Source organism: Streptomyces sp. NPDC048584 (assembly GCF_043199595.1).
Taxonomy (GTDB): domain Bacteria; phylum Actinomycetota; class Actinomycetes; order Streptomycetales; family Streptomycetaceae; genus Streptomyces; species Streptomyces edwardsiae.
In genome coordinates this window covers 420,744-446,969 of sequence record NZ_JBICWF010000005.1, presented here as the reverse complement: position 1 = coordinate 446,969, position 26,226 = coordinate 420,744, and the positions used below count along the sequence as shown (strand labels likewise).

Sequence of the window (26,226 nt, the reverse complement as noted above, 5' to 3'; positions counted from 1 at the left end):
TCACTTCCCGAAGCCGAAGCCGGCGGCCGAACCCTCGGCCTTGGCCCGCAGCCGCTTGCCCTTCTCCGTGGCCTGGTCGTTCAGTTCCTGCTGGAACTCCCGCATCCGGCCGAGAAGTTCCTCGTCGTGGGCGGCGAGCATCCGGACCGCGAGGAGGCCCGCGTTGCGCGCCCCGGCGACGGAGACGGTGGCGACCGGGACACCGGCCGGCATCTGCACGATGGAGAGCAGCGAGTCCATGCCGTCGAGGTACTTCAGCGGTACGGGCACGCCGATGACCGGCAGCGGGGTCACCGAGGCGAGCATGCCGGGGAGATGGGCGGCGCCGCCCGCGCCGGCGATGATCGCCTTGAGGCCCCGGTCAGCGGCCTGCTCGCCGTACGCGATCATCTCACGGGGCATGCGGTGCGCGGAGACGACGTCGACCTCGTAGGCGATCTCGAACTCGTCGAGGGCCTTGGCCGCCGCTTCCATGACGGGCCAGTCGGAGTCCGACCCCATGACGATGCCGACAACTGGGCTCATTCGGTGATCGTGCCTCTCAGGTAGCCGGCTGCGTGACGGGCGCGCTCCAGCACGTCGTCCAGGTCGTCGCCGTAGGTGTTGACATGGCCCACCTTGCGGCCGGGCTTCACGTCCTTGCCGTACATGTGGATCTTCAGCTGGGGGTCGCGGGCCATGCAGTGCAGGTACGCGGAGTACATGTCCGGGTAGTCGCCGCCGAGGACGTTGACCATGACCGTCCACTTCGCGCGTGGGCGGGGGTCGCCGAGCGGGAGGTCGAGGACGGCGCGGACGTGGTTGGCGAACTGGGAGGTGATCGCGCCGTCCATGGACCAGTGTCCGGAGTTGTGCGGGCGCATCGCGAGTTCGTTGACGAGGATGCGGCCGTCACGGGTCTGGAACAGCTCCACCGCGAGATGTCCGACGACGCCGAGTTCCTTGGCGATGTTCAGCGCCATCTCCTCGGCCCGCAGCGCGAGCTCCTCCTCGAGGCCGGGGGCGGGCGCGATCACCGTGTCGCAGACGCCGTTCACCTGCTGCGACTCCACGACCGGGTAGGCGACGGCCTGGCCGTGCGGGGAGCGGACCACGTTGGCGGCGAGCTCGCGCACGAAGTCGACCTTCTCCTCGGCGAGGACGGCGACACCCGCCTTGAACGGCTCGGCGGCCTCCTTCACCGAGTCGACGACCCACACGCCCTTGCCGTCGTAGCCGCCGCGGACCGTCTTGAGGACGACGGGGAAGCCCTCCCCCTCGGCCGCGAACGCGGCCACGTCCTCGGGGTCGGCGACGATGCGGTGCCGCGGGCAGGGCACACCGATCGCGTCGAGCTTCGCGCGCATCACGCCCTTGTCCTGGGCGTGCACCAGCGCGTCCGGGCCCGGGCGGACGGGGATGCCGTCCGCCTCCAGGGCCCGCAGGTGCTCGGTGGGCACATGCTCGTGGTCGAAGGTGATCACATCGCAGCCGCGCGCGAACGCGCGCAGCGTCTCCAGGTCGCGGTAGTCGCCGACGACGACCTCGCCGACGACCTGCGCCGCGGAATCCTGCGGAGTGTCACTGAGAAGCTTGAATCTGATGCCGAGCGGGATGCCCGCCTCGTGTGTCATACGAGCGAGCTGGCCACCGCCGACCATGCCGACTACCGGGAACGTCACGTCCCCCAGGGTATCGGCCCGCGCCACGGTGGCCGATTCCGCACCCACCGGGCGGGAAGTACCGCGCACCGCCGACGGCGTCGGCAGGAAGATCGCGCGCGCGGGTGGTTAGCATGATTGGGTTGACGCATTCGACGGACAGGAGCCGGCAGACGATGGAACGTGGTTCCTCGGGGCTTCGACGGTTCTTCCGGGAAGTGGCCAAGTTCGGCGCCGTGGGCGGAGCCGGGGTACTGGTCAACCTGGGCGTGTTCAACCTGGTCCGGCACTGGACCGACCTCCAGGTGGTGCGGGCGAGCGTCATCGCCACCATCGTGGCGATCGTCTTCAACTACATCGGCTTCCGCTACTTCGCCTACCGGGACCGCGACAAGTCCGGGCGCACCCGGGAGATGACGCTGTTCCTGCTGTTCAGCGCGGTCGGCCTGGTGATCGAGAACGGCGTGCTGTACACGGCGACGTACGGTTTCGGCTGGGACACCCCGCTGCAGAGCAACATCTTCAAGTTCGTCGGCATCGGGGTGGCGACCCTGTTCCGCTTCTGGTCGTACCGCACCTGGGTCTTCCGCGCGCTGCCGTCGGCCCGCAAACCGGACCAGGTGGACGCGGCGACCGAGGGCTCCCGCGCGGCACAGCGCGTGCCGTAGGCGTCAGCGCACCGTGCGGCGGTACTCGTCGTCCGGGGACTTCTGCGGCGGGGTGCGGGACAGGAACAGGCCGAAGACGGCCGGACTGGCCTGAAGCATCTCCAGGCGGCCGCCGTCCGCCTCCGCCAGGTCACGGGCGACGGCGAGGCCGATGCCGGTGGAGTTGTGGCCGCTGATCGCCCGTTCGAAGATCCTCGCGCCCAGTTCGGCGGGGACGCCCGAGCCCTCGTCGGTGACCTCGACGACGACCTGGTTGCCGGTGACGCGGGTGCGCAGGGCGACCGTGCCGCCGCCGTGCATCAGCGAGTTCTCGATCAGCGCCGCCAGCACCTGGGCGACCGCGCCCGGCGTGCCCACCGCCCTGAGCTGCCGCTTGCCCGAGGTCACGATGGCACGGCCCGCGCTGCGGTAGGCGGGGCGCCATTCGGCGAGCTGCTGCTGGATCACCTCGTCGAGGTCGAAGGTGACCGCGGAGCCGGTGCGCGGGTCACGGGAATTGGTCAGCAGCCGCTCCACCACGTCCGTCAGCCGCTCCACCTGTGCCAGCGCGATCGTCGCCTCCTCCTTCACCGTGTCCGGGTCGTCGGTGAGGGTGATCTCCTCGAGGCGCATCGACAGCGCGGTGAGGGGGGTGCGCAGCTGGTGGGAGGCGTCGGCGGCGAGGCGCCGTTCGGCGGTCAGCATGCGGGCGATGCGCTCGGCGGAGCGGTCCAGTACGTCCGCGACCCGGTCCAGTTCGGGCACGCCGTAGCGGCGGTGACGGGGGCGGGGGTCACCGGAGCCCAGCCGCTCGGCGGTCTCCGCGAGGTCGGTCAGCGGGGAGGCGAGCCTGCTGGCCTGGCGGATCGCCAGCAGCACCGCCGCGATCACCGCGAGCAGCGCCACCAGGCCGATGATCAGCAGCGTACGGCCGACCTCCCGGGTCACCGAGGAGCGCGGCTCCTGGACGGTGACCGTCTCGCCCTCCTCGCCGGGGGCCGTCGCGCTGATGACGTCGCCGTCCGGCTTGGTGCCGACCTCGATGGGCGGCTTGCCGGGGATCCGGATGACGGCGTACCGGTCCCCGGTGACCTGGTCGCTGATGATCTCGGCGGTGACCTTGTCCTCGACCAGCAGCCTGCTGTCGACGATGCTGGCCAGCCGTACCGCCTCGGACTCCACCCGCTCGCGGGCGCTGTCGCTGATGGTGCGGGTCTCGACGAGTACCAGGGAGACACCGAAGACGGCGATCACGACAAGCACCACGGCGAGCGTGGACTGGATCAGACGGCGGCGCATGTCCTCTTCATCGTCCGGACGGGAACCCCGAGGGGATTCGGCTAGCTCTTCTCGAAGCGGAAGCCCACGCCGCGCACCGTGGCGATGTAGCGGGGGTTGGCCGCGTCGTCGCCCAGCTTCTTGCGCAGCCACGAGATGTGCATGTCGAGGGTCTTGGTGGAGGACCACCAGGTGGTGTCCCAGACCTCGCGCATCAGCTGGTCGCGGGTGACGACCCGGCCCGCGTCCCGTACCAGGACCCGCAGCAGGTCGAACTCCTTGGCGGTGAGCTGGAGCTCCTCCTCGCCCATCCAGGCCCGGTGCGACTCGACGTCGATCCGCACGCCGTGGGTGGCGGGCGGCTGCTGGGGCTCGGCGGCGCCGCGCCGCAGCAGGGCCCGGACCCGGGCCAGCAGTTCGGCGAGCCGGAACGGCTTGGTGACGTAGTCGTCGGCGCCCGCGTCGAGGCCGACGACCGTGTCCACCTCGTCGGCGCGGGCGGTCAGGATCAGCAGGGGAACCGTGTGCCCCTCGGCGCGGAGCCGGCGGGCGACCTCCAGGCCGTCCATGCCGGGCAGCCCCAGATCCAGCACCACCAGGTCGACGCCGCCCTGCATTCCGGCCTCGAGCGCGGCGGGTCCGTCCTCACGGACCTCGACTTCGTAGCCCTCCCGGCGCAGGGCGCGGGCCAGCGGCTCCGAGATGGACGCGTCGTCCTCGGCGAGCAGTACACGGGTCATGTCAGTGATGGTAGACCCGCCGTCGAGGGGCCCGGGGTGTGATCGCGGGCGTTGACTCTTACCTCCGGCATACCCGTTTCTCACCCTGCGGCGGTCTGCGGTGCCCTTGGCGCGCACCTGCGGCTGTGGGGTGCGATCCTGGGACAGACCTTCGAATGAGTGATCACGGTTCCATCAAAGCCTGTGATCCGTGTCTCAAGTCCTTCCATATCCGGCACTGTCCTGCCGTATGGTGAATCAACGCCTGTTGCACCACGGGGACCTTTGGCGCAGTCGACGCCGAGGGTCTCCTTTGTGTGCGGGCCGGCTTCTTCGCCGGCCCCGGAAGGAATGACCTGTGGCCGGGCCTCCTCGCGCACTGACGCGCGTAGAGGCGTGGATCCCGGTGGTCGCCGTCCACCGCTCCCCGACCGGGAGCGGCCCCCCTCGGGCGTGGGGTGGACGGTACGGACCTGCCGGTGCCGGCCTCCCCCCACCGGGCGCGTACACGCTCGCGCGACGCGTCCCGACCAGCAAGGAACGACCATGGCGTCCAGCCTGACGAAGGACTCGGTCACTCCGGGCACCCCCGGATCCGAGAAGACCTTCTTCGGCCACCCCCGCGGACTGGCCACTCTCTTCATGACCGAGATGTGGGAGCGTTTCTCCTACTACGGCATGAGGGCCCTCCTCCCGCTGTACCTCGTCGCTCCGGGCGGCCTGGGGCTGAGCGCGGGCACCGCGACCGCGATCTACTCGGTGTACCTCTCGCTGGTGTACCTGCTGACGATGCCGGGCGGCTGGTTCGGCGACCGTGTCTGGGGTCCCCGCAAGACCGTCGCCATCGCGGGCGGCATCATCATGCTGGGCCACCTGACGCTGGCCCTGCCGTCCTCCGGGACCTTCTACGCGGGCCTCGGCCTGGTCGCCATCGGCTCCGGTCTGCTGAAGGCCAACATCTCCACGATGGTCGGCCAGCTCTACCAGGGCCCGGACGACCCGCGCCGGGACGGCGGCTTCACCGTCTTCTACATGGGCATCAACCTGGGTGCCTTCGCCGCGCCGCTGATCATCGGCACCATCGGTGAGAACGTGAACTGGCACCTGGGCTTCGCGCTCGCCGCGCTGGGCATGGGTCTCGGTGTGGCGCAGTTCCTGCTGGGCAGCCGTCACCTGGACGCGCGCTCCAGCGTCGTCCCGAAGCCGCTGTCGGCCGCGGAGAAGTCGTCCACGCTGCGCAAGTCCGCGTTCTGGGCGGGCATCGCGGTCGTCGCGTACGCCGTCGTCGGCCTCACCGGCAACTACACCCTGAACTGGGTCCTGGTCCCGCTGACGCTGCTCGGTGTGATCGTCCCCGTGATGGTGATCGCCCGGATCAAGCGCGACAAGGACCTGGACCGCGCCGAGCAGTCGAAGATGTCCGCGTACATCTGGTTCTTCGTCGCCGCCGCGATCTTCTGGATGATCTACGACCAGGGCGGCTCGACCCTGTCGCTCTTCGCCGACTCGTCTGCCGAGAACAGCGTTCTGGGCTGGGACTTCCCGGTCTCCTGGTACCAGTCGGTCAACCCGGTCCTGATCATGGCGCTGGCTCCGGTCTTCGCGTGGGTCTGGCTGGCGCTGAACCGGCGCGGCAAGGAGCCGAGCACGATCGTGAAGTTCGCGTCGGGTCTGGTGCTGGTCGGTGTCTCCTTCTTCCTCTTCCTGGCCCCGCTGTCGATCGCCGAGGGCGGTCACAAGGCGGCGGCGCTGTGGCTGGTGGCGATCTACTTCACGCAGACCGTGGGTGAGCTGCTGCTGTCGCCGGTGGGCCTGTCGGTGACGACGAAGATGGCGCCGGCGAAGTACGCCTCGCAGATGATGGGTGTGTGGTTCCTCGCGGTCACCGCCGGTGACGCGACCACGGGGCTGCTGTCCATCGCGGGCGTCGATCTGGACAAGACGGGGATCGTCGTGATGGAGGCGAGCCTCGCGGTACTCGCGGGCATCGCGGTGTGGATGTACCGCAACAGGGTGAAGGCGCTGATGGGCGACGTGCGCTGAGCGTTTGCGCTCTGGCCGAAGGGCCCCGCATCCGGATGGGATGCGGGGCCCTTCGGTTGTTGTGGTCTTTCGCCCCCGCCGCCCCGTCCAGTCCAGTCCCGAAACTGGGCTCCGCCCCAGACCCCGCTCCTCAAACGCCGGAGAGGCTGAGTCTCGGCCAGGAAAACCCTCAGGCCGGTGCGCCGAGTTCCGCCCAGACCGTCTTGCCCGCCACGTCCGGCGAACGGACGACGCCCCAGTCCAGGCACAGCCGCTGCACGATGAACATGCCGTGTCCTCCCGGCCGCCCGGCCCGGTGCGGCGTGCGCGGGGCCGGCTGCCCCGACCCCCGGTCGGTGACCTCGAGCCGGATCACCTTCCTGTCACAGGTGATGGCCAGATGATCCGGCCCCTCCGCATGCAGACACGCGTTGGTGACCAACTCGGAGACGACCAGCAGTACATCCTCCGCGGCGGCCCGCTGGTCCGCGGTGGCGGCCGGCAGCCACCCCCACGCGTACAGCGCCTGGCGGGTGAAGTCCCGGGCGAGCGGCACGACCCCGCTCTGGCCGTCGAAACTCAGCCGGCGTACCTGCCCGCCACTCGTGGCCTCCGCCGGCGCGTCTCCCCCGGACGTCTCGGAAGCGCCGCCGGGTTCCGGACCGCGGTCGCCCGGCGAATAGGGCCGGGTGGTGCTCATCAGCGCTTCACCTCACCGTGTCACCAGTTCACGATTCAAGAGTCTCCGTACCCGTCCCGTCGTCACGCGCGCACGGCCCGTCCGGCACGTTCAGGATGTCTCCTGCCCGGACGGACCGTGGGGACACCCCCGTATCCGTATCCGTACGAAAGGACGGGCCTGCCCGCGCGGGTCACGCGGAATCGTCGGCCAGCGCCGCCTCGAGCGTGTCATGGACGGTGAACACCGCGTCCGCTCCCGTGATCTCGAAGACGCGCGCGACGACGGGCTGCATCTCCACGAGATGGACCCCGCCTCCGGCCGCCTCGGCCTTCAGCCGGGCACCGAGCAGCACGTTCAACCCCGTGGAGTCACAGAACTCCAGCCGGGAGCAGTCGATGACAAGCCGCTTGAATCCCTTGGCGAGGCAGTCCTCCAGCGGCTCGCGCAACAGATCGGCGGTGTGGTGATCCAACTCACCCGCCGGAGTCACGACGGCACTGGGGCCCTCTTCTCGCACCTCGACCAGAAGCCGGCCCGACTGTGCGCTGCCGACCGTCCCGCGGTCCATGCCGTCTCTCTCTCCCGACCTGATGGCTGCCTGCTGACGTCCCCGAACATTACGCCTTCCTGCCACGCTCCGACAGCCGAACAATCGCGCACAAACGGACATATGTGAACACAATGCACTTGCGGTCGGCTCAGGAAAGCGGGTAGGGCTAGTAAGAACACGTAACCGACCACGGCCGGCTTTGGAGGCGCCGCACACCGCAGTGCACGTATCGGCTTCGGCAGCCATATGCCGAGAACGATGGAGGACATCATGTCACCCCGGCTCGACGCATCGCCTACCCCGAAAGCGACGTCGACACTCCCTCCGGAACATCTGGATCCCATCGAACAGGGCGACACGAGTGTCGTCCCGGACGACCTACTCGCCGGACTCCCGGAGATTCCCCCGTACGACGAGGTGGGCCCGGTCGACGCGCGGGCTCTGTCCAAGACCCTCTTCGAGCGCCTCGAGTCGCTGGAGGAAGGCACCCACGAGTACTCGTACGTACGCAACACGCTCGTCGAACTGAACCTCGCCCTGGTCAAGTTCGCCGCCTCCCGGTTCCGCTCGCGCAGCGAGCCGATGGAGGACATCATCCAGGTCGGCACCGTCGGCCTGATCAAGGCGATCGACCGCTTCGAGCTGGCGCGCGGTGTGGAGTTCCCCACCTTCGCGATGCCCACCATCATCGGCGAGATCAAGCGCTTCTTCCGCGACACCTCCTGGTCCGTGCGCGTACCGCGCCGGCTTCAGGAGCTGCGGCTCGACCTGGCCAAGGCCGGTGACGAGCTGGCTCAGCAGCTCGACCGCGCGCCGACGGTGGCCGAACTGGCTGAGCGCCTGGGCATCAGCAACGACGAGGTCGTCGAGGGCATGGCGGCGTCCAACGCCTACACCGCCTCCTCGCTGGACGCCCAGCCGGAGGAGGACGACGCCGAGGGTGCGCTGGCGGACCGGATCGGCTACGAGGACCACGGGCTCGAGGGCATCGAGTACGTCGAGTCGTTGAAGCCGCTGATCGCCGAACTGCCGCCGCGCGACCGCAAGATCCTGTCCCTGCGGTTCGTCGCGGGCATGACCCAGTCGGAGATCGGCGAGGAACTGGGCATCTCCCAGATGCATGTCTCCCGCCTGCTCTCACGCACACTGGTGAAACTGCGCAGGGGGCTCACGCTCGAGGAGTGATCCTCACCGTTTGTTCCCCTCTTTGTCGTTGTTTCCCTCCTCACCGGGTGACGCTCGTCCTCCAGGGGGCGGTCCGCGGACGGACCGCCCCCTTCGGGCCGTCCGCGGGCCGCCGCGCGGCTCACACCGCGCGTACGCCCCGCCGCCACACCCCCGCGACCAGCGGCACTCCGGGCCGGTAGGCGAGGTGGACATGGCTCGGGGCGTCGAGAAGCGTGAGATCGGCGTACGCGCCCGGGGTCAGCCGGCCGATGTCGGTGCGGCGCAGGGCCGCGGCACCGCCCGCCGTGGCCGACCAGACGGCCTCGTCCGGTGTCATCCCCATGTCCCGTACGGCGAGGGCGACGCAGAAGGGGACGGAGGACGTGAACGAGGAGCCCGGGTTGCAGTCGGTGGACAGCGCGACCGTGACCCCCGCGTCCAGCAGCCTGCGGGCGTCCGGCCAGTCGGCACGGGTGGAGAACTCGGCGCCGGGGAGCAGGGTGGCGACGGTGCTCCCGGCCGCGAGGGCGTCCACGTCGGCGTCGGTGAGGTGGGTGCAGTGGTCGGCACTGGCAGCGTCGAGCTCGACGGCCAGCTGGACCCCGGGGCCGTACGACAGCTGGTTGGCGTGGACACGGGGGTGCAGGCCCTTGGCCCTGCCCGCGGTGAGGACGGCGCGGGCCTGGTCGCCGTCGAAGGCGCCCTTCTCGCAGAAGACGTCGATCCAGCGGGCGTGCGGCGCGCAGGCGTCCAGCATCTCGCCGGTGACCAGGGCCACATAGGCGGCCGGGTCCTCGGCGTACTCGGGCGCCACGATGTGCGCGCCGAGGTAGGTGACCTCGTCGGTGTGGCGGGCGGCCAGGCGCAGGGCGCGGGCCTCGTCCTCGACCGTCAGGCCGTAGCCCGATTTGGTCTCGAATGTCGTGGTGCCCTGGCGGAGCGCCTCGTCGAGGAAACGGACGAGGTTCGCCTCCAGTTCCGCGTCGGCGGCGGCGCGGGTGGCGGCGACGGTCGTACGGATGCCGCCGGCGCCGTAGGCGCGGCCCGACATACGGGCGTTGAACTCCTCGGTGCGGTCACCGGCGAAGACCAGGTGGGAGTGGGAGTCGACGAAGCCCGGCAGGACGGTCCGGCCGCCCGCGTCGACCCGGTTGTCAGTGGCGGGTGCTTTGCTTGATTCACCGGTCCACACGACGCGGTCGCCCTCGATGACGACGGCCGCGTTCCGGACCAGTCCAAGGGGAGAGCCGTCGAGGGAGGGGTCGTTGGTGACCAGCGTGGCGATGTCGCTGATGACGGTGCTGCTCATGATGGCGTCCTCATGGGTGGTCGTCAGGCGCGCAGTGCTTCGACGGCCTGCGCGAGAGCTCCGGGCACATCGGGTACGAGCGTGTGCGCCCCGTCGCGTACGACGTGCCGGCCCCCCACGACCGTGTGCCGTACGTCGGCCGCTGTCGCGGCGAATACGGCCGTCTCGGCGCCGAGTCCGGGCAGTGGCCCCGCTGTTCTGACCGAGTCGAGGGCGATCGTGACGAGGTCGGCGCGCGCACCGGCCTCGATGGTGCCGGTGTCGTCCCAGCCGAGGGCGGCGTGTCCGTCGACGGTGGCGGCCCGCAGCAGCGCGGCGGCCGTCCAGTGCCCCCGGGTGCGGGTGCGCAGCCGCTCGTCCAGCTCCATCGCGCGGGCCTCTTCGAACAGGTCGATCACGGCGTGGCTGTCGGACCCGAGGGAGAGCGGCGAGCCCTCGTTCTGCAGCGCGGCGGCGGGTCCGATGCCGTCGGCGAGGTCGCGTTCGGTCGTCGGGCACATGCAGGTGCCGGTGCCGCTGCCGCCGATCAGGGCGATGTCCTCGGCGGTGAGATGGGTGTTGTGGACGCCGGTGGTGCGCGGGCCGAGGACGCCGTGCAGGGCCAGGAGCTGCGCGGGGGTGCAGCCGTGGACCTCGCGGCAGGCGTCGTTCTCGGCGGTCTGCTCGGACAGGTGCACATGGAGCGGGGCCCGCCGCTCCTCGGCCCACCGGGCCACGGTGGCCAGCTGCTCCGCCGGCACGGCCCGGACGGAGTGGACCGCCGCTCCGATCCGTGCGTGATCCCGTTCCTTGAGAACGGAACAGCGTGTGGCCCAGGCGTCCGTGTCACCGTCGGAGAAGCGGAGCTGGTGGACGGTGGGCGGCTGTCCGAAGCCGGAGGAGAGATAGGCGGTGTCGAGGAGGGTGATGCGGATTCCGGCTTCGGCGGCGGCCTCGATGAGCGCCTCGCCCATGGCGTTGGGGTCGGCGTAGGGCGTGCCGCCGGGGGCGTGGTGGACGTAGTGGAACTCGCCGACGGCGGTGACGCCGGCCAGCGCCATCTCGGCGTAGGTCGCGCGGGCGAGGGCGTGGTAGGTGTCCGGGGTGAGGCGGCCGGCCGTGGCGTACATGGTCTCGCGCCAGGTCCAGAAGGTGCCGGAGCCGACCTGGACGGTGGAGCGCAGGGCGCGGTGGAAGGCGTGGCTGTGGGCGTTGGCCAGTCCGGGGAGGGTCAGTCCGCGCAGGATCTCGGCGCCGGGCGGCGGGGCGGGGGTGTCGGCGCGGACGACGGTGATGCGGCCGTCCCGGACCTCGACGGCGACGCCCGGCTCGATGGGGGTCCCCCCTGCCCGAGCGGAGCCGAGAGCTTGGGGGAGGGTGCCGAGCCAGGCGTGCTCCAGCCAGTACGTCCGCGGGTTGGCAGTCACGTGCAGGCCAGTCCTTCCAGTACGTCGGCGAGGGCGAGGACTCCGGCCACGCAGTCGTCCTCGGTGGCGTGCTCGGCCGGGGAGTGCGAGACGCCGGTCGGGTTGCGCACGAACAGCATGGCGGTCGGGACGCGTCCGGAGAGGATTCCGGCGTCGTGTCCGGCGCCGGTGCCGAGGACGGGCACCTCGATGCCGGTGTCGCCGGCGAGGATGCGGGCGAGTTCGTCGCGCAGGGCGTGGTCGAACTCGACGACTGGGGTGAAGGACTCGCGTTCGACGTCGAGGGTGACGCCGTGCTTCCGCGCGTGGGCGCGGGCGGCCTCCCGTACGGCCTCGACCACGGTGTCCAGGCTCTCCTGGCCCGCGGCGCGGCAGTCGAGCCAGCCGCGTACGAGGGAGGGGATGGCGTTGACACCGTTGGGCTCGACGGCGATCTTGCCGAAGGTGGCCACGGCGCCGGCGAGTTCGGCCTCGCGGCGGGCCGCGAGGACGGTCTCGGCGTACGGCAGCATCGGGTCGCGCCGGTCGGCGAGCCGGGTGGTGCCGGCGTGGTTGGCCTCGCCCCGGAAGTCGAACCGCCAGCGGCCGTGCGGCCAGATGGCGGACGCGATGCCGACGCGGTCGCCGGACAGGTCGAGGGCCCGGCCCTGTTCGACGTGGAGTTCGACGAAGGCGCCGATGCGGTCGAGCCGTCCGGGGTCGGGGCCGAGGGCGTCGGGGTCGTGGCCGGCGGCCTCCATGGCCCGCGGGAGGGTGACGCCGTCCGCGTCGGTGAGCCGGTGGGCCCGCTCGACCGTCAACGCGCCGGCGGTGAGCCGGGACCCGACACAGGCAAGCCCGAACCGGGCACCCTCCTCGTCCCCGAAGTTGACGATCCCGACGGGCTTGACGAACCGCGCACCTCGCCGCCGCAGTTCATCCAGCGCGGCAAAGGCGGACACCACCCCGAGCGGCCCGTCGAAGGCCCCGCCATCGGGAACGGAGTCAAGATGCGACCCGGTGACGACCGCGTCCCCAGCGGTCGGATCCCCGGCCCACCCCCACTGGTTCCCGTTCCGGTCGACCTCATAGGCCAGCCCGCGGCTGCGCGCCTGCTCCTCGAACCAGCCCCGGCAGTCGGCGTCGGCCTCACTCCAGGCGAACCGCCGGTAGCCGCCGGAGGCGGCATGGCGCCCGATGGGCCGCAACTGAGCCCACATCTCGTGAAAGGAAGCCACGCCGAGACCCGAACCAGCTCCAGCCCCCCGGCCACCACCCCGCCAAGCCTGCGAACCGTCCCCCCGCCCAGGCTGTGGGCAGTCGTTCCGCAGGGCGGAACGGGTGGGCACAGCCGAACCCGCGGGCGGCGACGATGCCCCCTCCCCCGCCGAAGAGCCGCTGTCGCTCACGCCGACTCACCCTCACGCATGGGCACCCGCACGCCCCGCGAGCCCGCCACCGACTCCGCGATGTCGTATCCGGCATCGACATGCCGGATGACACCCATCCCGGGATCGTTCGTCAGCACCCGCCGGATCTTCTCCCCGGCCAGCGCCGTCCCGTCGGCGACGGTCACCTGCCCCGCGTGGATCGACCGCCCCATGCCGACACCCCCACCGTGGTGGACGGAGACCCACGACGCCCCCGACGCCACATTCACCATCGCGTTCAACAGCGGCCAGTCGGCGATCGCGTCCGACCCGTCCAGCATCGCCTCGGTCTCCCGGTACGGCGAGGCCACGGACCCGCAGTCCAGATGGTCCCGCCCGATCACGACCGGCGCGGCCAGCTCCCCGCTCGCCACCATGTCGTTGAACCGCTCCCCGGCCTTGTCCCGCTCCCCGTACCCCAGCCAGCAGATCCGCGCCGGCAGCCCCTGGAAGTGCACCCGCTCCCCCGCCAGCCTGATCCACCGCGCCAGGGACTCGTTCTCCGGGAACAGTTCGAGGATCGCCTTGTCGGTCTTCGCGATGTCCGCCGGATCACCCGACAGCGCCGCCCACCGGAAGGGGCCCTTCCCCTCGCAGAACAGCGGCCGGATGTACGCCGGCACGAACCCGGGGAAGGCGAACGCCCGCTCGTAACCGGCGAGTTGCGCCTCCCCACGAATCGAGTTGCCGTAGTCGAAAACCTCCGCACCGGCATCCTGGAAGCCGACCATCGCCTCGACATGACGGGCCATGGACTCCCGGGCCCGGGTGGTGAAACCGGCCGGGTCCTTCACTGCGGCGTCCGCCATGTCCTCGAAGGCCGTGCCCAGCGGCAGGTACGCCAGCGGGTCGTGGGCGGAGGTCTGGTCGGTGACGATGTCGATGGGCGCGCCCATGGCGAGCAGCCGCGGCACCAGTTCGGCGGCGTTGCCGAGGACCCCGATGGACAGTGGCCTGCGCCGGTCCCGGGCCTCGACGGCCAGCCGCAGGGCGTGGTCGAGCGAGTCGGCCTTCACGTCCAGGTACCGGTGCTCGATGCGGCGCTCGATCGCACGCGGGTCGCAGTCGACGCAGATCGCGACGCCGTCGTTCATGGTCACGGCGAGCGGCTGGGCGCCGCCCATGCCGCCGAGCCCGGCGGTGAGCGTGATCGTCCCGGCGAGGGTGCCGCCGAACCGCTTCGCGGCGACGGCGGCGAAGGTCTCGTAGGTGCCCTGGAGGATGCCCTGGGTGCCGATGTAGATCCAGGAGCCGGCGGTCATCTGCCCGTACATGGTCAGGCCGAGGGCCTCCAGGCGGCGGAACTCCTCCCAGTTGGCCCAGTCGCCGACGAGGTTGGAGTTGGCGATGAGGACACGCGGCGCCCACTCGTGGGTCTGCATGACACCGACGGGGCGGCCGGACTGGACGAGCATCGTCTCGTCCTGCTTGAGGGTGCGCAGGGTCCGCACCATCGCGTCGAAGGAGCGCCAGTCACGGGCCGCCTTCCCGGTGCCGCCGTAGACGACGAGCTTGTCGGGGTGTTCGGCGACCTCCGGGTCGAGGTTGTTCTGCAGCATCCGCAGGGCGGCCTCCTGCTGCCATCCCAGGGCGCTCGGTTCGGTGCCGCGCGGCGCTCGGACAGGGCGGGGTCCGGACATGGTCTGCCTCCTGTGCTGCGGACGGTGCTGCGGACGAGTACTGCGGATATTCACATCCTCGTCAGCTGAATAGACCTAGTCAAGGAGGGGGCGGGTCGGCGCCGCCGTACGAGGGGTGTTTGGCTGGGTTCATGCGCACGGACATGGACGACGCCCAGGGGACGGGGGACGCGGTGGCTCACGACGGCGGCAGGACGGACGAGGTGGACCCGTACGCCGACGGGCGGGCCGCCCGGCGGGACGAGGCGGTGCGGGCCGCCGTGGAGCAGGGGCTGCTCGACGACGGCAACCCGCTCGTGGGTCTGCTGGACGTCACGGGCATCCGCGAGTCGGCGGCGGAGCTGCGGGCGGCGTTCGACGCGGTGACGGCACCGGGCACGCCCGTGCTGCACGCCTTCGCGGTGAAGGCGAGCCCGCTGGTGCCGGTGCTGCGGCTGCTGCGCGCGGAGGGCATCGGCGCGGAGGTGGCCAGCCCGGGTGAGCTGGCGCTGGCGCGCGCGGCGGGGGTGGAGCCGGAGCGTACGGTCCTCGACTCGCCGGCGAAGACACACGCGGAGCTGCGGGAGGCGCTCGCGCTGGGCATCGCCGTCAACGCGGACAACCCGCAGGAGCTGGCCCGTCTCGACGCCCTGATGGCGGCGGGCGGCTCCCGCTCTCCTCTCGGTATCCGGGTGAACCCGCAGGTCGGCGGGGGTTCCATCGAGGCGCTGTCCACGGCGACGGCGACCTCGAAGTTCGGGGTGGCGCTGCGTGACGAGGGCGCGCGGGAGTGGGTCGTACAGGCGTATCTGGACCGGCCGTGGCTGACCCGGCTGCACGCGCACACCGGCTCCCAGGGCATCGCGCTGACGATGATGGCGCGCGGGGCGGCGGAGACGTACGCGCTGGCGGAGGAGATCAACCGGCGTGCGGGGCGGCGGCAGGTCGACACGATCGACATCGGCGGCGGGCTGCCGGTGAACTTCGCCTCGGAGGCGAGCAGCCCGACGTACGGGCAGTACGCGCGGCTGCTGAGCGAGACGGTGCCGGGGCTGTTCGACGGGCGGTACGGGCTGGTCACGGAGTTCGGCCGGTCGCTGCTGGCGAAGCACGGCACGGTGGTCGCACGCGTGGAGTACGCCAAGAGCGCGGGCGGACGCCCGGTCGCGGTGACGCACGCGGGCGTGCAGGTGGCGACGCGGACGGTGTACGCGCCTCAGTCCTGGCCGCTCAGGATCGCCGCGTACGACGCGAAGGGGCGGCGCAAGGAGGGCCCGGCGGTGGTGCAGGACGTGGCGGGGCCGGCCTGCTTCGCGGGCGACCTGCTCGCCCGCGCGCAGTCACTGCCGCTGCTGGAGCAGGGCGACCACGCGGCGGCGCTGGACACGGGCGCGTACTACTTCGCCCACCACTACGCCTACAACTCCCTCCCCCGCCCGGGCGTCTACGGCTTCACCCCGACGGGGACGGGAGACATCGCGTTCGCGACCGTACGCACCCCGCAGACGATCGAGGAGATCGTCGCCGAGTCGGGCGCCGCCCACACCGACGCCCTGATCGGGTAGAGCTCGGCGCCTCAGACCAGGGCGGGCGTCCGGCGGCGGGCGCCGCCCGGGGCGGCGTCGCCGGCCGCGACGCCGGTCGTGCGGTAGCCCTTGACCGTCCTGCCGGCGGGCCGGCCCGCCCGCGGTGTCAGCCAGTCGACGCGCACCCACAGCAGCGCCTCGCCGGCCTGCTCCAGGCGGCCGATCCAGGCGGCCTTCAGCCACAGGCCCGCCCCGCACCCGGCGAGCAGCAGTCCGCCCGCGGCGGGTACCGCGAACGACGTGCCCAGCGCGGCGAGGAAGGCGAGGAGCAGCCACCAGCGGTGCCCCCGGCGCCAGTTGCGGACGGTCACCGCTCGGTCCTGAAGGATGTCGTGCTTGCCCGCGCGGGCCGCCGAGCGGGCGGGCGCGCGATACCGTCCCCGCCGCGCGTACGCGACCACGGCCGCGGCCACGAGGAACAGCGCGGCGCCCGCGAGGACACCGATCCGGCGCCCGGTCAGTCCCGGCGGCAGCACCCCGGCGCCCGCCGCGACGACCCCGAGCCACCACAGGGGCGCCGCCCCGGCCCGTACGACGACGGCCACCCTGGCCAGTCCCTGTCCTCCACGCGTCACGTCCGGCCTCCCGTCTCTCACTGCATTCGGAGACGGGAGGTTAGCGCCGCAAGGTGAGACGAGTCTGAGAGCGCGGCCGGCTCAGTCCACGAACAGCCCGCGTGCCGCCGCCTTCGTGTCGAACTCCTCCAGGCGGGCCTGCGCGTCGGGCAGTCCGTCGCACATCGCCTCCAGCAGCACCCGGCCCAGCAGCATCGGCGCGCACGCCGTGTCGAAGGCGAGGCCGGTGCCGACGGCGGCGGGCAGCAGCAGGTCGGACACCTTGGCGACCGGTGCGAACGGGGAGTCGGCGACGGTGACCACGGTCAGCCCCGCCCGTCTGGCGTGGGCGAGGGCGTCGACGACCTCGCGGGGGTGCCGGGGCAGCGCGAAGCACAGCAGGGCGCCCGCCCCGGCCCGCGCGGCGGCGTCGATCCGGTCGAGGAGCATCGTGCCGCCCTCGTTGAGCAGCCGTACGTCCGGATGGACCTTGGCGGCGAAGTAGGCGAACCCGTGTGCCTGGGCCGCCGCGGCCCGCAGCCCCAGCACCGGCAGCGGCCGGCTCTCCGCCAGGAGCCGCCCGGCCCGCCGCACCGGCGCGGGGTCGGCCAGCACCTCCGCGAGATGCCGCAGATTCTCGATCTCGGCCTCGACGGCCTGCTGGTACTCGTTGCACGAGCCCGTCTCCGGCGCGGGTTCGGCGGGCGCGACCTCGCGCAGCCGCCGGCGCAGCGCGGGATAGCCGTCGAAGCCGAGGGCGACGGCGAACCGGGTCACCGACGGCTGGCTGACCCCGGCCAGCTCGGCCAGCTCCACACTGGACAGGAACGGCACATCGGCCGCGCGGCGCACCATGCTGTGCGCGATCCGCCGCTGGGTCGGTGTCAGCCGGTGCCCCTCGAAGAGCGCCTGAAGGCGCGCGGCAGGGCTCTCGGTGCCGCTCATGACGTGGATCCCCCTCGCCGCCTCAACCCATTCATCCGGCAAAACTCCTGCATACCGTTATACAGGCGGGACGGCGGAGCCGCTCCGTCCGCACCTCGCGACGGGCGGGGATCACACTCTGTGCCCGCTTCGGCGACAGATCCGGAACTTGACGATTCTGCTACGGAATCGCCCGCGTCCCGAACGGGCCGGTTAGCGTAACTCATCGAACAACAGAGCGCCTTGAGGTGTGAGCGACCCATGGGGCATCCGACGGAGGACGGGTAGAGGCGTGGACGCACAGAGTCGTGGACGGGCGGACGGAACCGATCCCGCCGACCAGTGGGTGCTCAATCCGCGGACCGGTGACTACGAGCTGCGGCTGAACGGTCCCGCGGAGCCGCCGACGGCACCCCGCGAGCCCGCCACCGACTCCGCGGCGCCCGCGCCCGCCCGCGTCCCCGGCCAGCGCGGCCGCCGTACCGCGCCCGCCGAGGAGGAGACTCCGGGCCACCACAAGCGCAGGCCGAGGCGGAGCGGCAGAAGGAGGGCGCTGATGTGGACGGGGGGTGTTCTGGGCCTGGTCCTCGTCGGGGGATCGGCGTTCGCTTACTACTGGTACGACCGCCTCTACGGCAACATCAACACCGTCGACATCGGCGACGTGGGCAGTGACACGGTGCTGGCGGACGGGCCGGTCAACCTGCTGATCATCGGCAACGACGTACGCACCGGCGAGGGCAACGAGGACTACGGCAACCGGACCAACGTCACCGGCCACGCCGACACCACGCTCCTCTTCCATGTCGCCGGGGACCGCAGCAACGCGACGGTGATGAGCATCCCCCGGGACCTCATGATCGACATCCCGGACTGCGAGTCCAGGCAGTCCGACGGCTCCACCAAGGAGATACCCGGCTCGACGACCCCCACCAGGTTCAACGAGTCCTACGGCGTCGGCGGCCGCGATCCCGGCTGCACCATGCTCACGGTCGAGGAGGTCACCGGTCTCGAGGTCGACCACTTCATGATGTTCGACTTCAACGCGGTCAAGACGCTGTCCACGGCGGTCGGCGGCGTCGAGGTGTGCCTGGAGAAGCCCATCAAGGACCTGGACGGCGGTTCCGGGCTCGATCTGCCGATCGGGGAGAGCACCGTCGAGGGCGAGGAGGCGCTCTCGTTCCTGCGCAACCGGCACGGTCTCAAGAACGAGAGCGACCTGGACCGGATCGAGATGCAGCAGAAGTTCGTCGCCTCGATGATCCGCCAGCTGAAGGAGGACACGCTGGACAGCCCGTCGAAGATGCTCGATGTGGCCGACGCGGCCACCAAGTCCCTCACCGTCGACAAGGGCATCGGCAGCCCGAGCAAGCTGCTCACCCTCGCCAAGGAACTCGGCAGGATCGACCTGAAGAACATCACCCTGATGACCCTGCCGGTGCGGGACAACCCGGCCGAGCCCACGCCCGTCACCGTCGTCCTGGACCCGGTCAAGGCCCCGCAGGTCTTCGGCATGCTGCAGGAGGACGTCTCCTTCACCGAGGTGAAGAAGAAGGAGAAGGACGCCAAGGACGAGCAGGCGAAACTGCTGGAGGGCCCCCGGGCCGAGGCGTCCGCGGTCCGCGTCGACGTCTTCAACGGCGGCGGCCCGCAGGGCGCGGCGCAGGACACCCTGACCTGGCTGCAGACCGTCGAGGACGTCGCCAGGTCCTCGAACAAGGGCAACGCCCCAAAGACGGTCGCCAAGACGCGGCTGGAGTACGCGCCGAACCAGGCGGACCAGGCCCGTAAGCTCGCCGACCTGATGGGTCTGCCCGCCTCGGCGCTGAAGCCGGGCACGGCGGACGCCGCGGACACGGAACCGATGACGCTCACCCTCGGCCCCGACTTCCAGAAGGCCGGTGTCCCCGTCGCCGCGCCGAAGAAGGTGGACGTCACCCAGTCGCGGGCCGACGAGAAGATGTGCAGGGCGTAGCACCGCCCGGGGCGGCGGGGCGGCGAACCCGAGGCGGAGTCGGGGGTTACCCCCAGTGCCGGGGACGCCCCGGCTGCCTACCGTGGGACGTATGACGGGAATGGACGCGCGGGACACCGAGCTGAAGAAGGAACTCCACGCCTCCCTGCAGGCCCGCAGGGAGCTGGGCGAGGAGTACGAGTCCGCACTGGTCGACTCGTTCCTGGAGAAGGTCGATCAGCGCATCGACGGCGCGGTGGAGCGCCGGGTCCGCCGGCAGGTGGCGGAGCGGCAGATGACGGTGGCCCGTGACGCGCGGTCGCCGGGGGTCACGGACAGCTGGGGCGACCGCTTCGGCTTCGGGATCGTCTCGCTGGTCCTGGCCGTGCCGCTGTCCGCGATCGGCGGCGGTGTCGGTCATCTCCCCGGCCTGCTGGTCACCTGGCTGGGCATCGTCGGCGTCAACGTCGTCCAGGCGGTACGCACCAACCCGGGCCTGTTCGGCCGCCGCGAGTCCGCGCGGGACGACGACTGGGAGGACTGAGGAGAGCGCTCACGGGGACCGCCGCACCCCCGTCGCCGGGGGTCGGGACGACGGCGGTCCCCGCAGGGGACGCGCGCCCGTCGATGCGGGCCGCGCGTCCGAGGCGTCATGGAGGTCCGGGAGCCGCTCCGGAGGCCTTTCGACGCCGTATGGCCGCCGGCCGGAACGGGGAGCCGCTCCCGTCCCGCCGACATCCACCAAGCTGCCGGACCCGTGTTAAGCGAGTGCTGCGCGCACGTGACGCCCTCGTACCACTTCCGCGAAGTCCACGAGGATCACCCGCACGCCGGCGTCCGCCCGTTCGTTCGTCCGACGTCCCGTCACTTCCCGGTCCCGGCGAGGAAGGACAGCAGGTCCTGGCGGCTGACCACACCGGTCGGCCTGCCCTCGACGAGGACGATCGCCGCGTCCGCCCTGCCGAGTACGGCCATCAGGTCCGCGACGGGCTCACCGGAGCCGACCTGCGGCAGCGGCGCGGACATGTGCTTCTCCAGCGGGTCGTCGAGCGAGGCGCTCTTGCTGAACAGCGCGTCCAGCAGCTCCCGTTCCACCACCGAGCCGACGACCTCGGCGGCCATCACGTCCGGGTGACCGGCGCCCGGCTTGACCACCGGCATCTGCGATACGCCGTACTCGCGCAGCACCTCGATGGCCTGGCCGATCGTCTCGTCCGGGTGCATGTGGACGAGGGAGGGGATGTGGCCGCCCTCCTTGTCGTTCAGGACGTCGGCGACGCGGGCGCTGGGGCCGGTGTCCTCCAGGAAGCCGTAGTCGGCCATCCACTCGTCGTTGAAGATCTTGCTGAGGTAGCCGCGGCCGCTGTCCGGCAGCAGGACGACGACCACGTCGTCCTCGCCGAGCCGGGAGGCCACCTCCAGGGCCGCCACGACCGCCATGCCGCAGGAGCCGCCGACCAGCAGGCCCTCCTCCTTGGCGAGGCGGCGGGTCATCTGGAAGGAGTCCTTGTCGGAGACGGCGACGATCTCGTCCGCGACCTCGCGGTCGTAGGCGGTCGGCCAGAAGTCCTCGCCGACGCCCTCCACCAGGTACGGCCGCCCGGAGCCGCCGGAGTAGACGGAGCCCTCGGGGTCGGCGCCGATGACCTTCACCCCGCCGTCACTGGCCTCCTTGAGGTAGCGCCCGGTGCCGGAGATGGTGCCGCCGGTGCCGACGCCGGCCACGAAGTGGGTGATCTTCCCCTCGGTCTGCTCCCACAGCTCGGGGCCCGTGGAGTGGTAGTGGGAGAGCGGGTTGTGGGGGTTGGAGTACTGGTCCGGCTTCCAGGCCCCCGGGGTCTCACGGACCAGCCGGTCGGAGACGTTGTAGTACGAGTCGGGGTGCTCGGGGTCAACGGCGGTCGGGCAGACGACGACCTCGGCGCCGTACGCCCGCAGCACGTTGATCTTGTCCGTGGAGACCTTGTCCGGGCAGACGAAGATGCACTTGTAGCCCTTCTGCTGGGCCACGATGGCGAGCCCGACCCCGGTGTTGCCGCTGGTCGGCTCGACGATGGTGCCGCCGGGCCGGAGCTCTCCGCTCTTCTCCGCCGCCTCGATCATGCGCAGGGCGATGCGGTCCTTCACGGAGCCGCCCGGGTTGAAGTACTCCACCTTGGCCAGGACGGTGGCCCTGATGCCCTTGGTCACGCTGTTGAGCCGCACCAGCGGGGTGTTGCCGACGAGGCTGATCATCGAGTCGTGGAATTGCACCGTTGTCTCCGGATGCTGCAAAAGAGGTGGTCGTCGTGGTGATGCCAGCCTAGGCCCTGTCCGGGCGGGACTCGGGCGGGTCGTTCACTCGCTGTGGGGATTGGGGCACGGTCCGTACGGGGCAAGCACTGGGTGTACGGGTTCGAGGGAGGTGGCGGCGGAGCATGACGGGCATGTCGAGGGCGAGGGTTGCCCGGCGGATCGCGGCCGGCGCGGCGTACGGCGGCGGGGGCATCGGACTGGCCGGGGCGGCGACGGTGGGGCTGCTGGTGGCCGAGGCCCAGCTGGCGCGGCGTCGCGTGGGCAACGGCACGACGCCTCACGTACCGAACGCGGACGGGCTGTACGGCGCCGCCTACACGGTGCCGGGCGAGCCGGCGCTGCGGCTGACGATGCTGGGCGACTCGACGGCGGCCGGGCAGGGCGTGCACCGGGCCGGGCAGACGCCGGGCGCGCTGCTGGCGTCGGGGGTGGCGGCGATCGCGGAGCGGCCGGTGGGGCTGAGCACGGTGGCGGTGCCGGGGGCGTGTTCCGACGATCTGGACCGGCAGGTGACGCGGGCGCTGGCGGATCCGTCCCGGGTGCCGGACGTCTGCGTGATCATGATCGGGGCCAACGACGTCACGCATCGCATGCCGGCCACCCGTTCCGTACGTCATCTGGCGTCGGCGGTACGACGGCTGCGGACGGCCGGTGCGGAGGTGGTCGTCGGTACGTGCCCCGATCTGGGCACGATCGAGCCGGTATGGCAGCCGTTGCGGTGGCTGGCCCGGCGGGCCTCGCGGCAGCTGGCTGCGGCGCAGACGATCGGGGCGGTGGAGCAGGGCGGGCGCACGGTGTCGCTGGGGGATCTGCTGGGGCCGGAGTTCGCGGCGCATCCGCGCGAGCTGTTCGGGCCGGACAGCTATCACCCCTCGGTGGAGGGGTACGCCACCGCCGCGATGGCGGTACTGCCGACGGCGTGCGCGGCGCTGGGGCTGTGGCCGGCGGAGGAGGAGCGGCCGGACGCCGCGCGCCGCGAGGGGTTCCTGCCGGTCGCCCGCGCGGCGGCGGAGGCGGCGTCGGAGGCGGGCACGGAGGTCACGGCGGCGATGCCGTCCGGTCCGCGGGGGGCGTGGGCTCTCCTCAAGCGGCGCCGCCGTCGGCGCGTCCCGGAGACGGAGCCGGAGCCGTCGACCCAGCCGTCGTGACAGGCGGGTCGCCCCACCACCCGGCACACAGCCGCCCCAGCCGCCCCCGCTGCGGGCAGGCGTGCCGCCGGGGCGGCACGCCTGCCCGGGGATCGGCGGAGGTGCGGTGCGCGGCGGGCGCGATGCCTCCCCCCGCGCACGCGGAGCGGAAAGCAAGCGCTTAGACAGTTGCGGTCCATGTCACATCGCGTCACCCGTGACCCCGCCCATACGTAGGGGTAGCTTCCCAGGGAGCCGCACCAACCCACCGGTATGCCCGACCACCACCCCTCGACGAGGCGCTGCGCGCCACCTCTTCCCCCTGGAGCCGTGATGCCCGAAGCCGTGATCGTTTCCGCTGCCCGCTCCCCCATCGGCCGTGCCTTCAAGGGCTCCCTCAAGGACCTGCGTCCGGACGACCTGACCGCCACGATCATCCAGGCCGCCCTCGCCAAGGTCCCCGGGCTGGACCCGAGGGACATCGACGACCTGATGCTCGGCTGCGGCCTCCCCGGCGGCGAGCAGGGCAACAACCTCGGCCGTGTCGTCGCCGTGCAGATGGGCATGGACCACCTCCCCGGCTGCACCATCACCCGCTACTGCTCGTCCTCCCTGCAGACCTCCCGCATGGCCCTGCACGCCATCAAGGCCGGCGAGGGCGACGTGTTCATCTCGGCCGGCGTCGAGACGGTCTCCCGTTTCACCAAGGGCAACTCCGACAGCCTCCCGGACACCCGCAACCCCCTGTTCGCCGAGGCCGAGGCCCGTACCGCCGCCGTCGCCGAGTCGGCGGGCTCGTCCTGGCACGACCCGCGCGAGGACGGCCTCGTCCCCGACCCGTACATCGCGATGGGCCAGACCGCGGAGAACCTGGCCCGCCTCAAGGGCGTCACCCGCCAGGACATGGACGAGTTCGGCGTCCGTTCGCAGAACCTCGCGGAGGAGGCCATCAAGAACGGCTTCTGGGAGCGCGAGATCACCCCGGTGACGCTCCCCGACGGCACGGTCGTGAGCAAGGACGACGGCCCGCGCGCCGGCGTCACCCTGGAGGGCGTCCAGGGCCTCAAGCCGGTCTTCCGCCCGGACGGCCTGGTCACCGCCGGCAACTGCTGCCCGCTCAACGACGGCGCCGCCGCGCTGGTCATCATGAGCGACACCAAGGCCCGCGAGCTGGGCCTCACCCCGCTCGCCCGGATCGTCTCCACCGGCGTCTCCGGCCTCTCCCCCGAGATCATGGGCCTCGGCCCGGTCGAGGCGAGCAAGCAGGCGCTGGGCCGAGCCGGTCTGTCGATCGACGACATCGACCTGGTCGAGATCAACGAGGCGTTCGCCGCCCAGGTGATCCCCTCCTACCGCGACCTCGGCATCCCGCTGGAGAAGCTGAACGTCAACGGCGGCGCGATCGCGGTCGGCCACCCCTTCGGCATGACCGGCGCCCGCATCACCGGCACGCTCATCAACTCCCTCCAGTTCCACGACAAGCAGTTCGGTCTGGAGACGATGTGCGTCGGCGGCGGCCAGGGCATGGCGATGGTCATCGAACGCCTCAGCTGACGCCGTACCCGAAGCCGGCACCGAACGCCGTACGGTAGCCGCCGCGACACAGGCGGTGATACCGGGGCCCGGACCTCCGGAACTTCCGGGGTCCGGGCCGATTCGTGATCCAATCTCCCCCAGGATGTGACCTATCTCCCTCGCGGCGGGGATTCACGCAGGTCAGGACCGACCCCCTCCGGGGCACATCCCCAAAGACCTGTCCGTTTCGTGACGTTACGCACTGACAGATGGTTAGTCCACCCTTCAAGCTGATGTAGGAAGTCGGGGGTCGACTTTGAACCGGGAGTACGTCAGTGAGCGCCATGCCGATCGCCCTGCTGGTCACCACGGCCGCCACCGGAGCCGTGGGCGTCGCCGTGCTGCGCAGCATCCTGGTGCTGCGCCGGCAGGTGGCGGCGCTGCACGCCGCCCTGGACGAGAACCGCGCCGCGGCCCCGTACGCGCATGTCCCCTCGGCCCGCACGGCCGGCACCGAGGAGATACGTGCCGCCGTGGCGGAGGCGCTCGCCGAGGAGCGGGAGCGCGAGCTCGCGGAGGCGCGGGCCTTCTGGGCCGCCCAGGAGGCGCGTGACGCGTCCGACCACCCTTCCCTGCTGGGTCTGGCCGACAGCGAGCTGTTCCTGCCCCGGCAGGCCGATTTCGCGGGTCTGGAGCCGGTCACCGAGCCGGGCGCGGACACCGAGGAGCACTCCGGCGACTCCCCGGAACTGGCCGCGGCCCGCCGCCGTCACCCCTCGCACCCCGACTTCGTACCGAACCCCTCGCCGGTGGTGAACGACCACGAGCGCACGGTGAGCACCCTGGAGGAGCTGGCCGCCGCCCGGACCGAGCTGACCGACGTCCGTCCGGGCCCGCTGGGCACCCTCGACGTCTATGTCTTCGCCGACGGGACGACACTGTGCATGACGCCGGGCCACCGTGAGACGGCGGAGCGCCTGGCCGCGGCCCTGCGCGCGGGCGAGACCCCGTTCCTGCTGGGCGGTTCCGGCATCTCGGGCGCCTACACGCTGACGTTCTCCTGCGGCGAGGAGAACGTCTACATCCTGGCGGACCGCGTCATCGCGTCGCTCTGACCGACGCGGCGTCCGCAACCCCGGCGCCTACACCCCGGCACGCTCGCGTGCCTCCTCCACCAGCCGTACGGCCTCCCGCACCTCGTCGTCGTTCTTCAGTACGAGTGCCAGGTCGTGACCGGCGACGGTGATCTGGTCGGCGGCGGCGAACATACCCGCGTCGGGCATCTCGCGGGGTTCGGTGCCCGGTTCCTCGACGAGCTGGGTGCGCCGCGCCAAATCCCTGGCCAGGGCCAGCGCTTCGGCCGCCCCGCCCCGCTGGAGCCGGCTCTGCGGCGCGGCCCGCAGACGGTCGGCGAAATGATCCACGGCACGGGTGAAGGGCGTCGTATCTACCACGCGGCGAGCGTACGCGGCACGGCAGGACTGTTGCCAACGGGCGAACGGTCAGGCACGGTGACCTGAAGGACCGGCTTACGGCTTACATCCCCCTGCGTCCGGAGGCGCCGATGTCCCACGTCCTCTCCGAGGAGACCCATCGCAACATGCTCGCCCGCATTCCCCACTGCACCGGTCGTGAGATCTCCGACTGGCTGCGCACCGTCGAAGAAGGCCCCTCGCTCTTCCGCTTCGAGGAGAAGGTCAGCTGGCTCCGGCACGAGTACGACCTGGCGTACGGCCACGCCAAGGCGATCGTGCACGAGTACGACCTGCGGCGGGCCGCACGCAAACTCCTGTGACGCGTGCGGACACGACGAAGGGCCCCGG

At 71.5% G+C, this 26,226-nt stretch carries 23 protein-coding genes and 1 pseudogene; 10 read left to right on the top strand and 14 right to left on the bottom strand.

Annotated elements, in window-relative coordinates; translation table 11 throughout:
* Both purE and ACGFR9_RS14700 read right to left on the bottom strand, forming a co-directional pair.
* Positions 1-525 (bottom strand): 5-(carboxyamino)imidazole ribonucleotide mutase, encoded by a 525-nt coding sequence (gene purE / locus ACGFR9_RS14705; RefSeq protein ID WP_393207398.1) that lies wholly within the window; start codon positions 523-525, stop codon positions 1-3.
* Entirely contained in the window at positions 522-1,661 is a 1,140-nt protein-coding gene (locus ACGFR9_RS14700) for a 5-(carboxyamino)imidazole ribonucleotide synthase (protein ID WP_393207395.1), read from the bottom strand. Before ACGFR9_RS14700 ends, purE begins: the two co-directional genes overlap by 4 nt.
* 155 nt (positions 1,662-1,816) lie before the next feature.
* On the opposite strand from ACGFR9_RS14700, the gene ACGFR9_RS14695 reads away from it, so the two are divergent.
* Positions 1,817-2,308 carry a GtrA family protein gene (locus ACGFR9_RS14695; protein WP_393207392.1) on the top strand — a complete coding sequence of 164 codons (492 nt, stop codon included), beginning with the start codon at positions 1,817-1,819 and terminating at the stop codon, positions 2,306-2,308.
* Positions 2,309-2,311: 3 nt separating this feature from the next.
* On the opposite strand, the gene ACGFR9_RS14690 is transcribed toward ACGFR9_RS14695, so the two are convergent.
* Together ACGFR9_RS14690 and ACGFR9_RS14685 are read right to left on the bottom strand one after the other, a co-directional pair.
* On the bottom strand, positions 2,312-3,586 hold the full coding sequence (locus ACGFR9_RS14690) for an ATP-binding protein (RefSeq protein ID WP_393207389.1): 1,275 nt from the start codon (positions 3,584-3,586) through the stop codon (positions 2,312-2,314).
* 41 nt (positions 3,587-3,627) lie between these two features.
* Positions 3,628-4,305 carry a response regulator transcription factor gene (locus ACGFR9_RS14685; protein ID WP_393207386.1) on the bottom strand — a complete coding sequence of 226 codons (678 nt, stop codon included), beginning with the start codon at positions 4,303-4,305 and terminating at the stop codon, positions 3,628-3,630.
* Positions 4,306-4,830: 525 nt separating this feature from the next.
* Here ACGFR9_RS14685 and ACGFR9_RS14680 point away from each other — a divergent pair.
* Positions 4,831-6,327 (top strand): oligopeptide:H+ symporter, encoded by a 1,497-nt coding sequence (locus ACGFR9_RS14680; protein WP_393207383.1) that lies wholly within the window; start codon positions 4,831-4,833, stop codon positions 6,325-6,327.
* 169 nt (positions 6,328-6,496) lie between these two features.
* On the opposite strand, the gene ACGFR9_RS14675 is transcribed toward ACGFR9_RS14680, so the two are convergent.
* Both ACGFR9_RS14675 and ACGFR9_RS14670 read right to left on the bottom strand, forming a co-directional pair.
* On the bottom strand, positions 6,497-7,006 hold the full coding sequence (locus ACGFR9_RS14675) for an ATP-binding protein (protein ID WP_393207380.1): 510 nt from the start codon (positions 7,004-7,006) through the stop codon (positions 6,497-6,499).
* 172 nt (positions 7,007-7,178) lie between these two features.
* A complete protein-coding gene (locus ACGFR9_RS14670) occupies positions 7,179-7,556 on the bottom strand; it encodes an STAS domain-containing protein (RefSeq protein WP_030216351.1) in 378 nt (125 codons plus the stop codon).
* A gap of 252 nt (positions 7,557-7,808) precedes the next feature.
* On the opposite strand from ACGFR9_RS14670, the gene ACGFR9_RS14665 reads away from it, so the two are divergent.
* Positions 7,809-8,723 carry an RNA polymerase sigma factor SigF gene (locus ACGFR9_RS14665; RefSeq protein ID WP_030216349.1) on the top strand — a complete coding sequence of 305 codons (915 nt, stop codon included), beginning with the start codon at positions 7,809-7,811 and terminating at the stop codon, positions 8,721-8,723.
* A gap of 121 nt (positions 8,724-8,844) precedes the next feature.
* On the opposite strand, the gene hutI is transcribed toward ACGFR9_RS14665, so the two are convergent.
* The 4 genes and pseudogenes from hutI to hutU all read right to left on the bottom strand — a co-directional run.
* The gene (hutI, locus tag ACGFR9_RS14660; protein WP_393207376.1) at positions 8,845-10,014 is read right to left on the bottom strand and encodes an imidazolonepropionase; all 1,170 of its coding nucleotides are present in this window, start codon (positions 10,012-10,014) and stop codon (positions 8,845-8,847) included.
* Positions 10,015-10,037: 23 nt separating this feature from the next.
* The gene (locus tag ACGFR9_RS14655; RefSeq protein ID WP_393207373.1) at positions 10,038-11,420 is read right to left on the bottom strand and encodes a formimidoylglutamate deiminase; all 1,383 of its coding nucleotides are present in this window, start codon (positions 11,418-11,420) and stop codon (positions 10,038-10,040) included.
* The gene (locus tag ACGFR9_RS14650; RefSeq protein WP_393207552.1) at positions 11,417-12,619 is read right to left on the bottom strand and encodes an allantoate amidohydrolase; all 1,203 of its coding nucleotides are present in this window, start codon (positions 12,617-12,619) and stop codon (positions 11,417-11,419) included. Before ACGFR9_RS14650 ends, ACGFR9_RS14655 begins: the two co-directional genes overlap by 4 nt.
* A 188-nt stretch (positions 12,620-12,807) precedes the next feature.
* Positions 12,808-14,469: pseudogene (hutU, locus tag ACGFR9_RS14645) on the bottom strand (urocanate hydratase); the annotation flags it as partial.
* A gap of 131 nt (positions 14,470-14,600) precedes the next feature.
* Here hutU and ACGFR9_RS14640 point away from each other — a divergent pair.
* On the top strand, positions 14,601-16,013 hold the full coding sequence (locus ACGFR9_RS14640; RefSeq protein WP_393207370.1) for a diaminopimelate decarboxylase: 1,413 nt from the start codon (positions 14,601-14,603) through the stop codon (positions 16,011-16,013).
* Between the two features lie 11 nt (positions 16,014-16,024).
* Here the strand turns inward: ACGFR9_RS14640 and ACGFR9_RS14635 are convergent, their stop codons facing one another.
* Positions 16,025-16,609, bottom strand: coding sequence for a hypothetical protein (locus ACGFR9_RS14635; protein ID WP_393207367.1), 585 nt, complete (start codon positions 16,607-16,609; stop codon positions 16,025-16,027).
* A gap of 81 nt (positions 16,610-16,690) precedes the next feature.
* Positions 16,691-17,533, bottom strand: a complete 843-nt coding sequence (locus tag ACGFR9_RS14630) for a MurR/RpiR family transcriptional regulator (RefSeq protein ID WP_393207364.1) — start codon at positions 17,531-17,533, stop codon at positions 16,691-16,693.
* Positions 17,534-17,804: 271 nt separating this feature from the next.
* On the opposite strand from ACGFR9_RS14630, the gene ACGFR9_RS14625 reads away from it, so the two are divergent.
* Both ACGFR9_RS14625 and ACGFR9_RS14620 read left to right on the top strand, forming a co-directional pair.
* Positions 17,805-19,487 carry an LCP family protein gene (locus tag ACGFR9_RS14625; RefSeq protein ID WP_393207361.1) on the top strand — a complete coding sequence of 561 codons (1,683 nt, stop codon included), beginning with the start codon at positions 17,805-17,807 and terminating at the stop codon, positions 19,485-19,487.
* 100 nt (positions 19,488-19,587) lie between these two features.
* Positions 19,588-20,010, top strand: coding sequence for a hypothetical protein (locus ACGFR9_RS14620; protein WP_393207549.1), 423 nt, complete (start codon positions 19,588-19,590; stop codon positions 20,008-20,010).
* A 320-nt stretch (positions 20,011-20,330) separates the two neighbouring features.
* Here the strand turns inward: ACGFR9_RS14620 and ACGFR9_RS14615 are convergent, their stop codons facing one another.
* Positions 20,331-21,719 carry a cystathionine beta-synthase gene (locus ACGFR9_RS14615; protein WP_393207358.1) on the bottom strand — a complete coding sequence of 463 codons (1,389 nt, stop codon included), beginning with the start codon at positions 21,717-21,719 and terminating at the stop codon, positions 20,331-20,333.
* A gap of 164 nt (positions 21,720-21,883) precedes the next feature.
* Between ACGFR9_RS14615 and ACGFR9_RS14610 the strand changes: the two genes are divergently transcribed.
* The 3 genes from ACGFR9_RS14610 (at position 21,884) to ACGFR9_RS14600 (ending at position 25,518) form a co-directional block, all read left to right on the top strand.
* Positions 21,884-22,909 carry an SGNH/GDSL hydrolase family protein gene (locus ACGFR9_RS14610; protein WP_393207355.1) on the top strand — a complete coding sequence of 342 codons (1,026 nt, stop codon included), beginning with the start codon at positions 21,884-21,886 and terminating at the stop codon, positions 22,907-22,909.
* A 312-nt stretch (positions 22,910-23,221) separates the two neighbouring features.
* On the top strand, positions 23,222-24,442 hold the full coding sequence (locus tag ACGFR9_RS14605) for an acetyl-CoA C-acetyltransferase (RefSeq protein ID WP_030216329.1): 1,221 nt from the start codon (positions 23,222-23,224) through the stop codon (positions 24,440-24,442).
* Between the two features lie 296 nt (positions 24,443-24,738).
* Entirely contained in the window at positions 24,739-25,518 is a 780-nt protein-coding gene (locus ACGFR9_RS14600) for a hypothetical protein (RefSeq protein ID WP_393207351.1), read from the top strand.
* Between the two features lie 27 nt (positions 25,519-25,545).
* Here the strand turns inward: ACGFR9_RS14600 and ACGFR9_RS14595 are convergent, their stop codons facing one another.
* Entirely contained in the window at positions 25,546-25,857 is a 312-nt protein-coding gene (locus tag ACGFR9_RS14595) for a hypothetical protein (RefSeq protein ID WP_106982018.1), read from the bottom strand.
* A 110-nt stretch (positions 25,858-25,967) separates the two neighbouring features.
* On the opposite strand from ACGFR9_RS14595, the gene ACGFR9_RS14590 reads away from it, so the two are divergent.
* Entirely contained in the window at positions 25,968-26,198 is a 231-nt protein-coding gene (locus ACGFR9_RS14590) for a DUF4287 domain-containing protein (protein ID WP_085575247.1), read from the top strand.
* Positions 26,199-26,226: the final 28 nt, after the last annotated feature.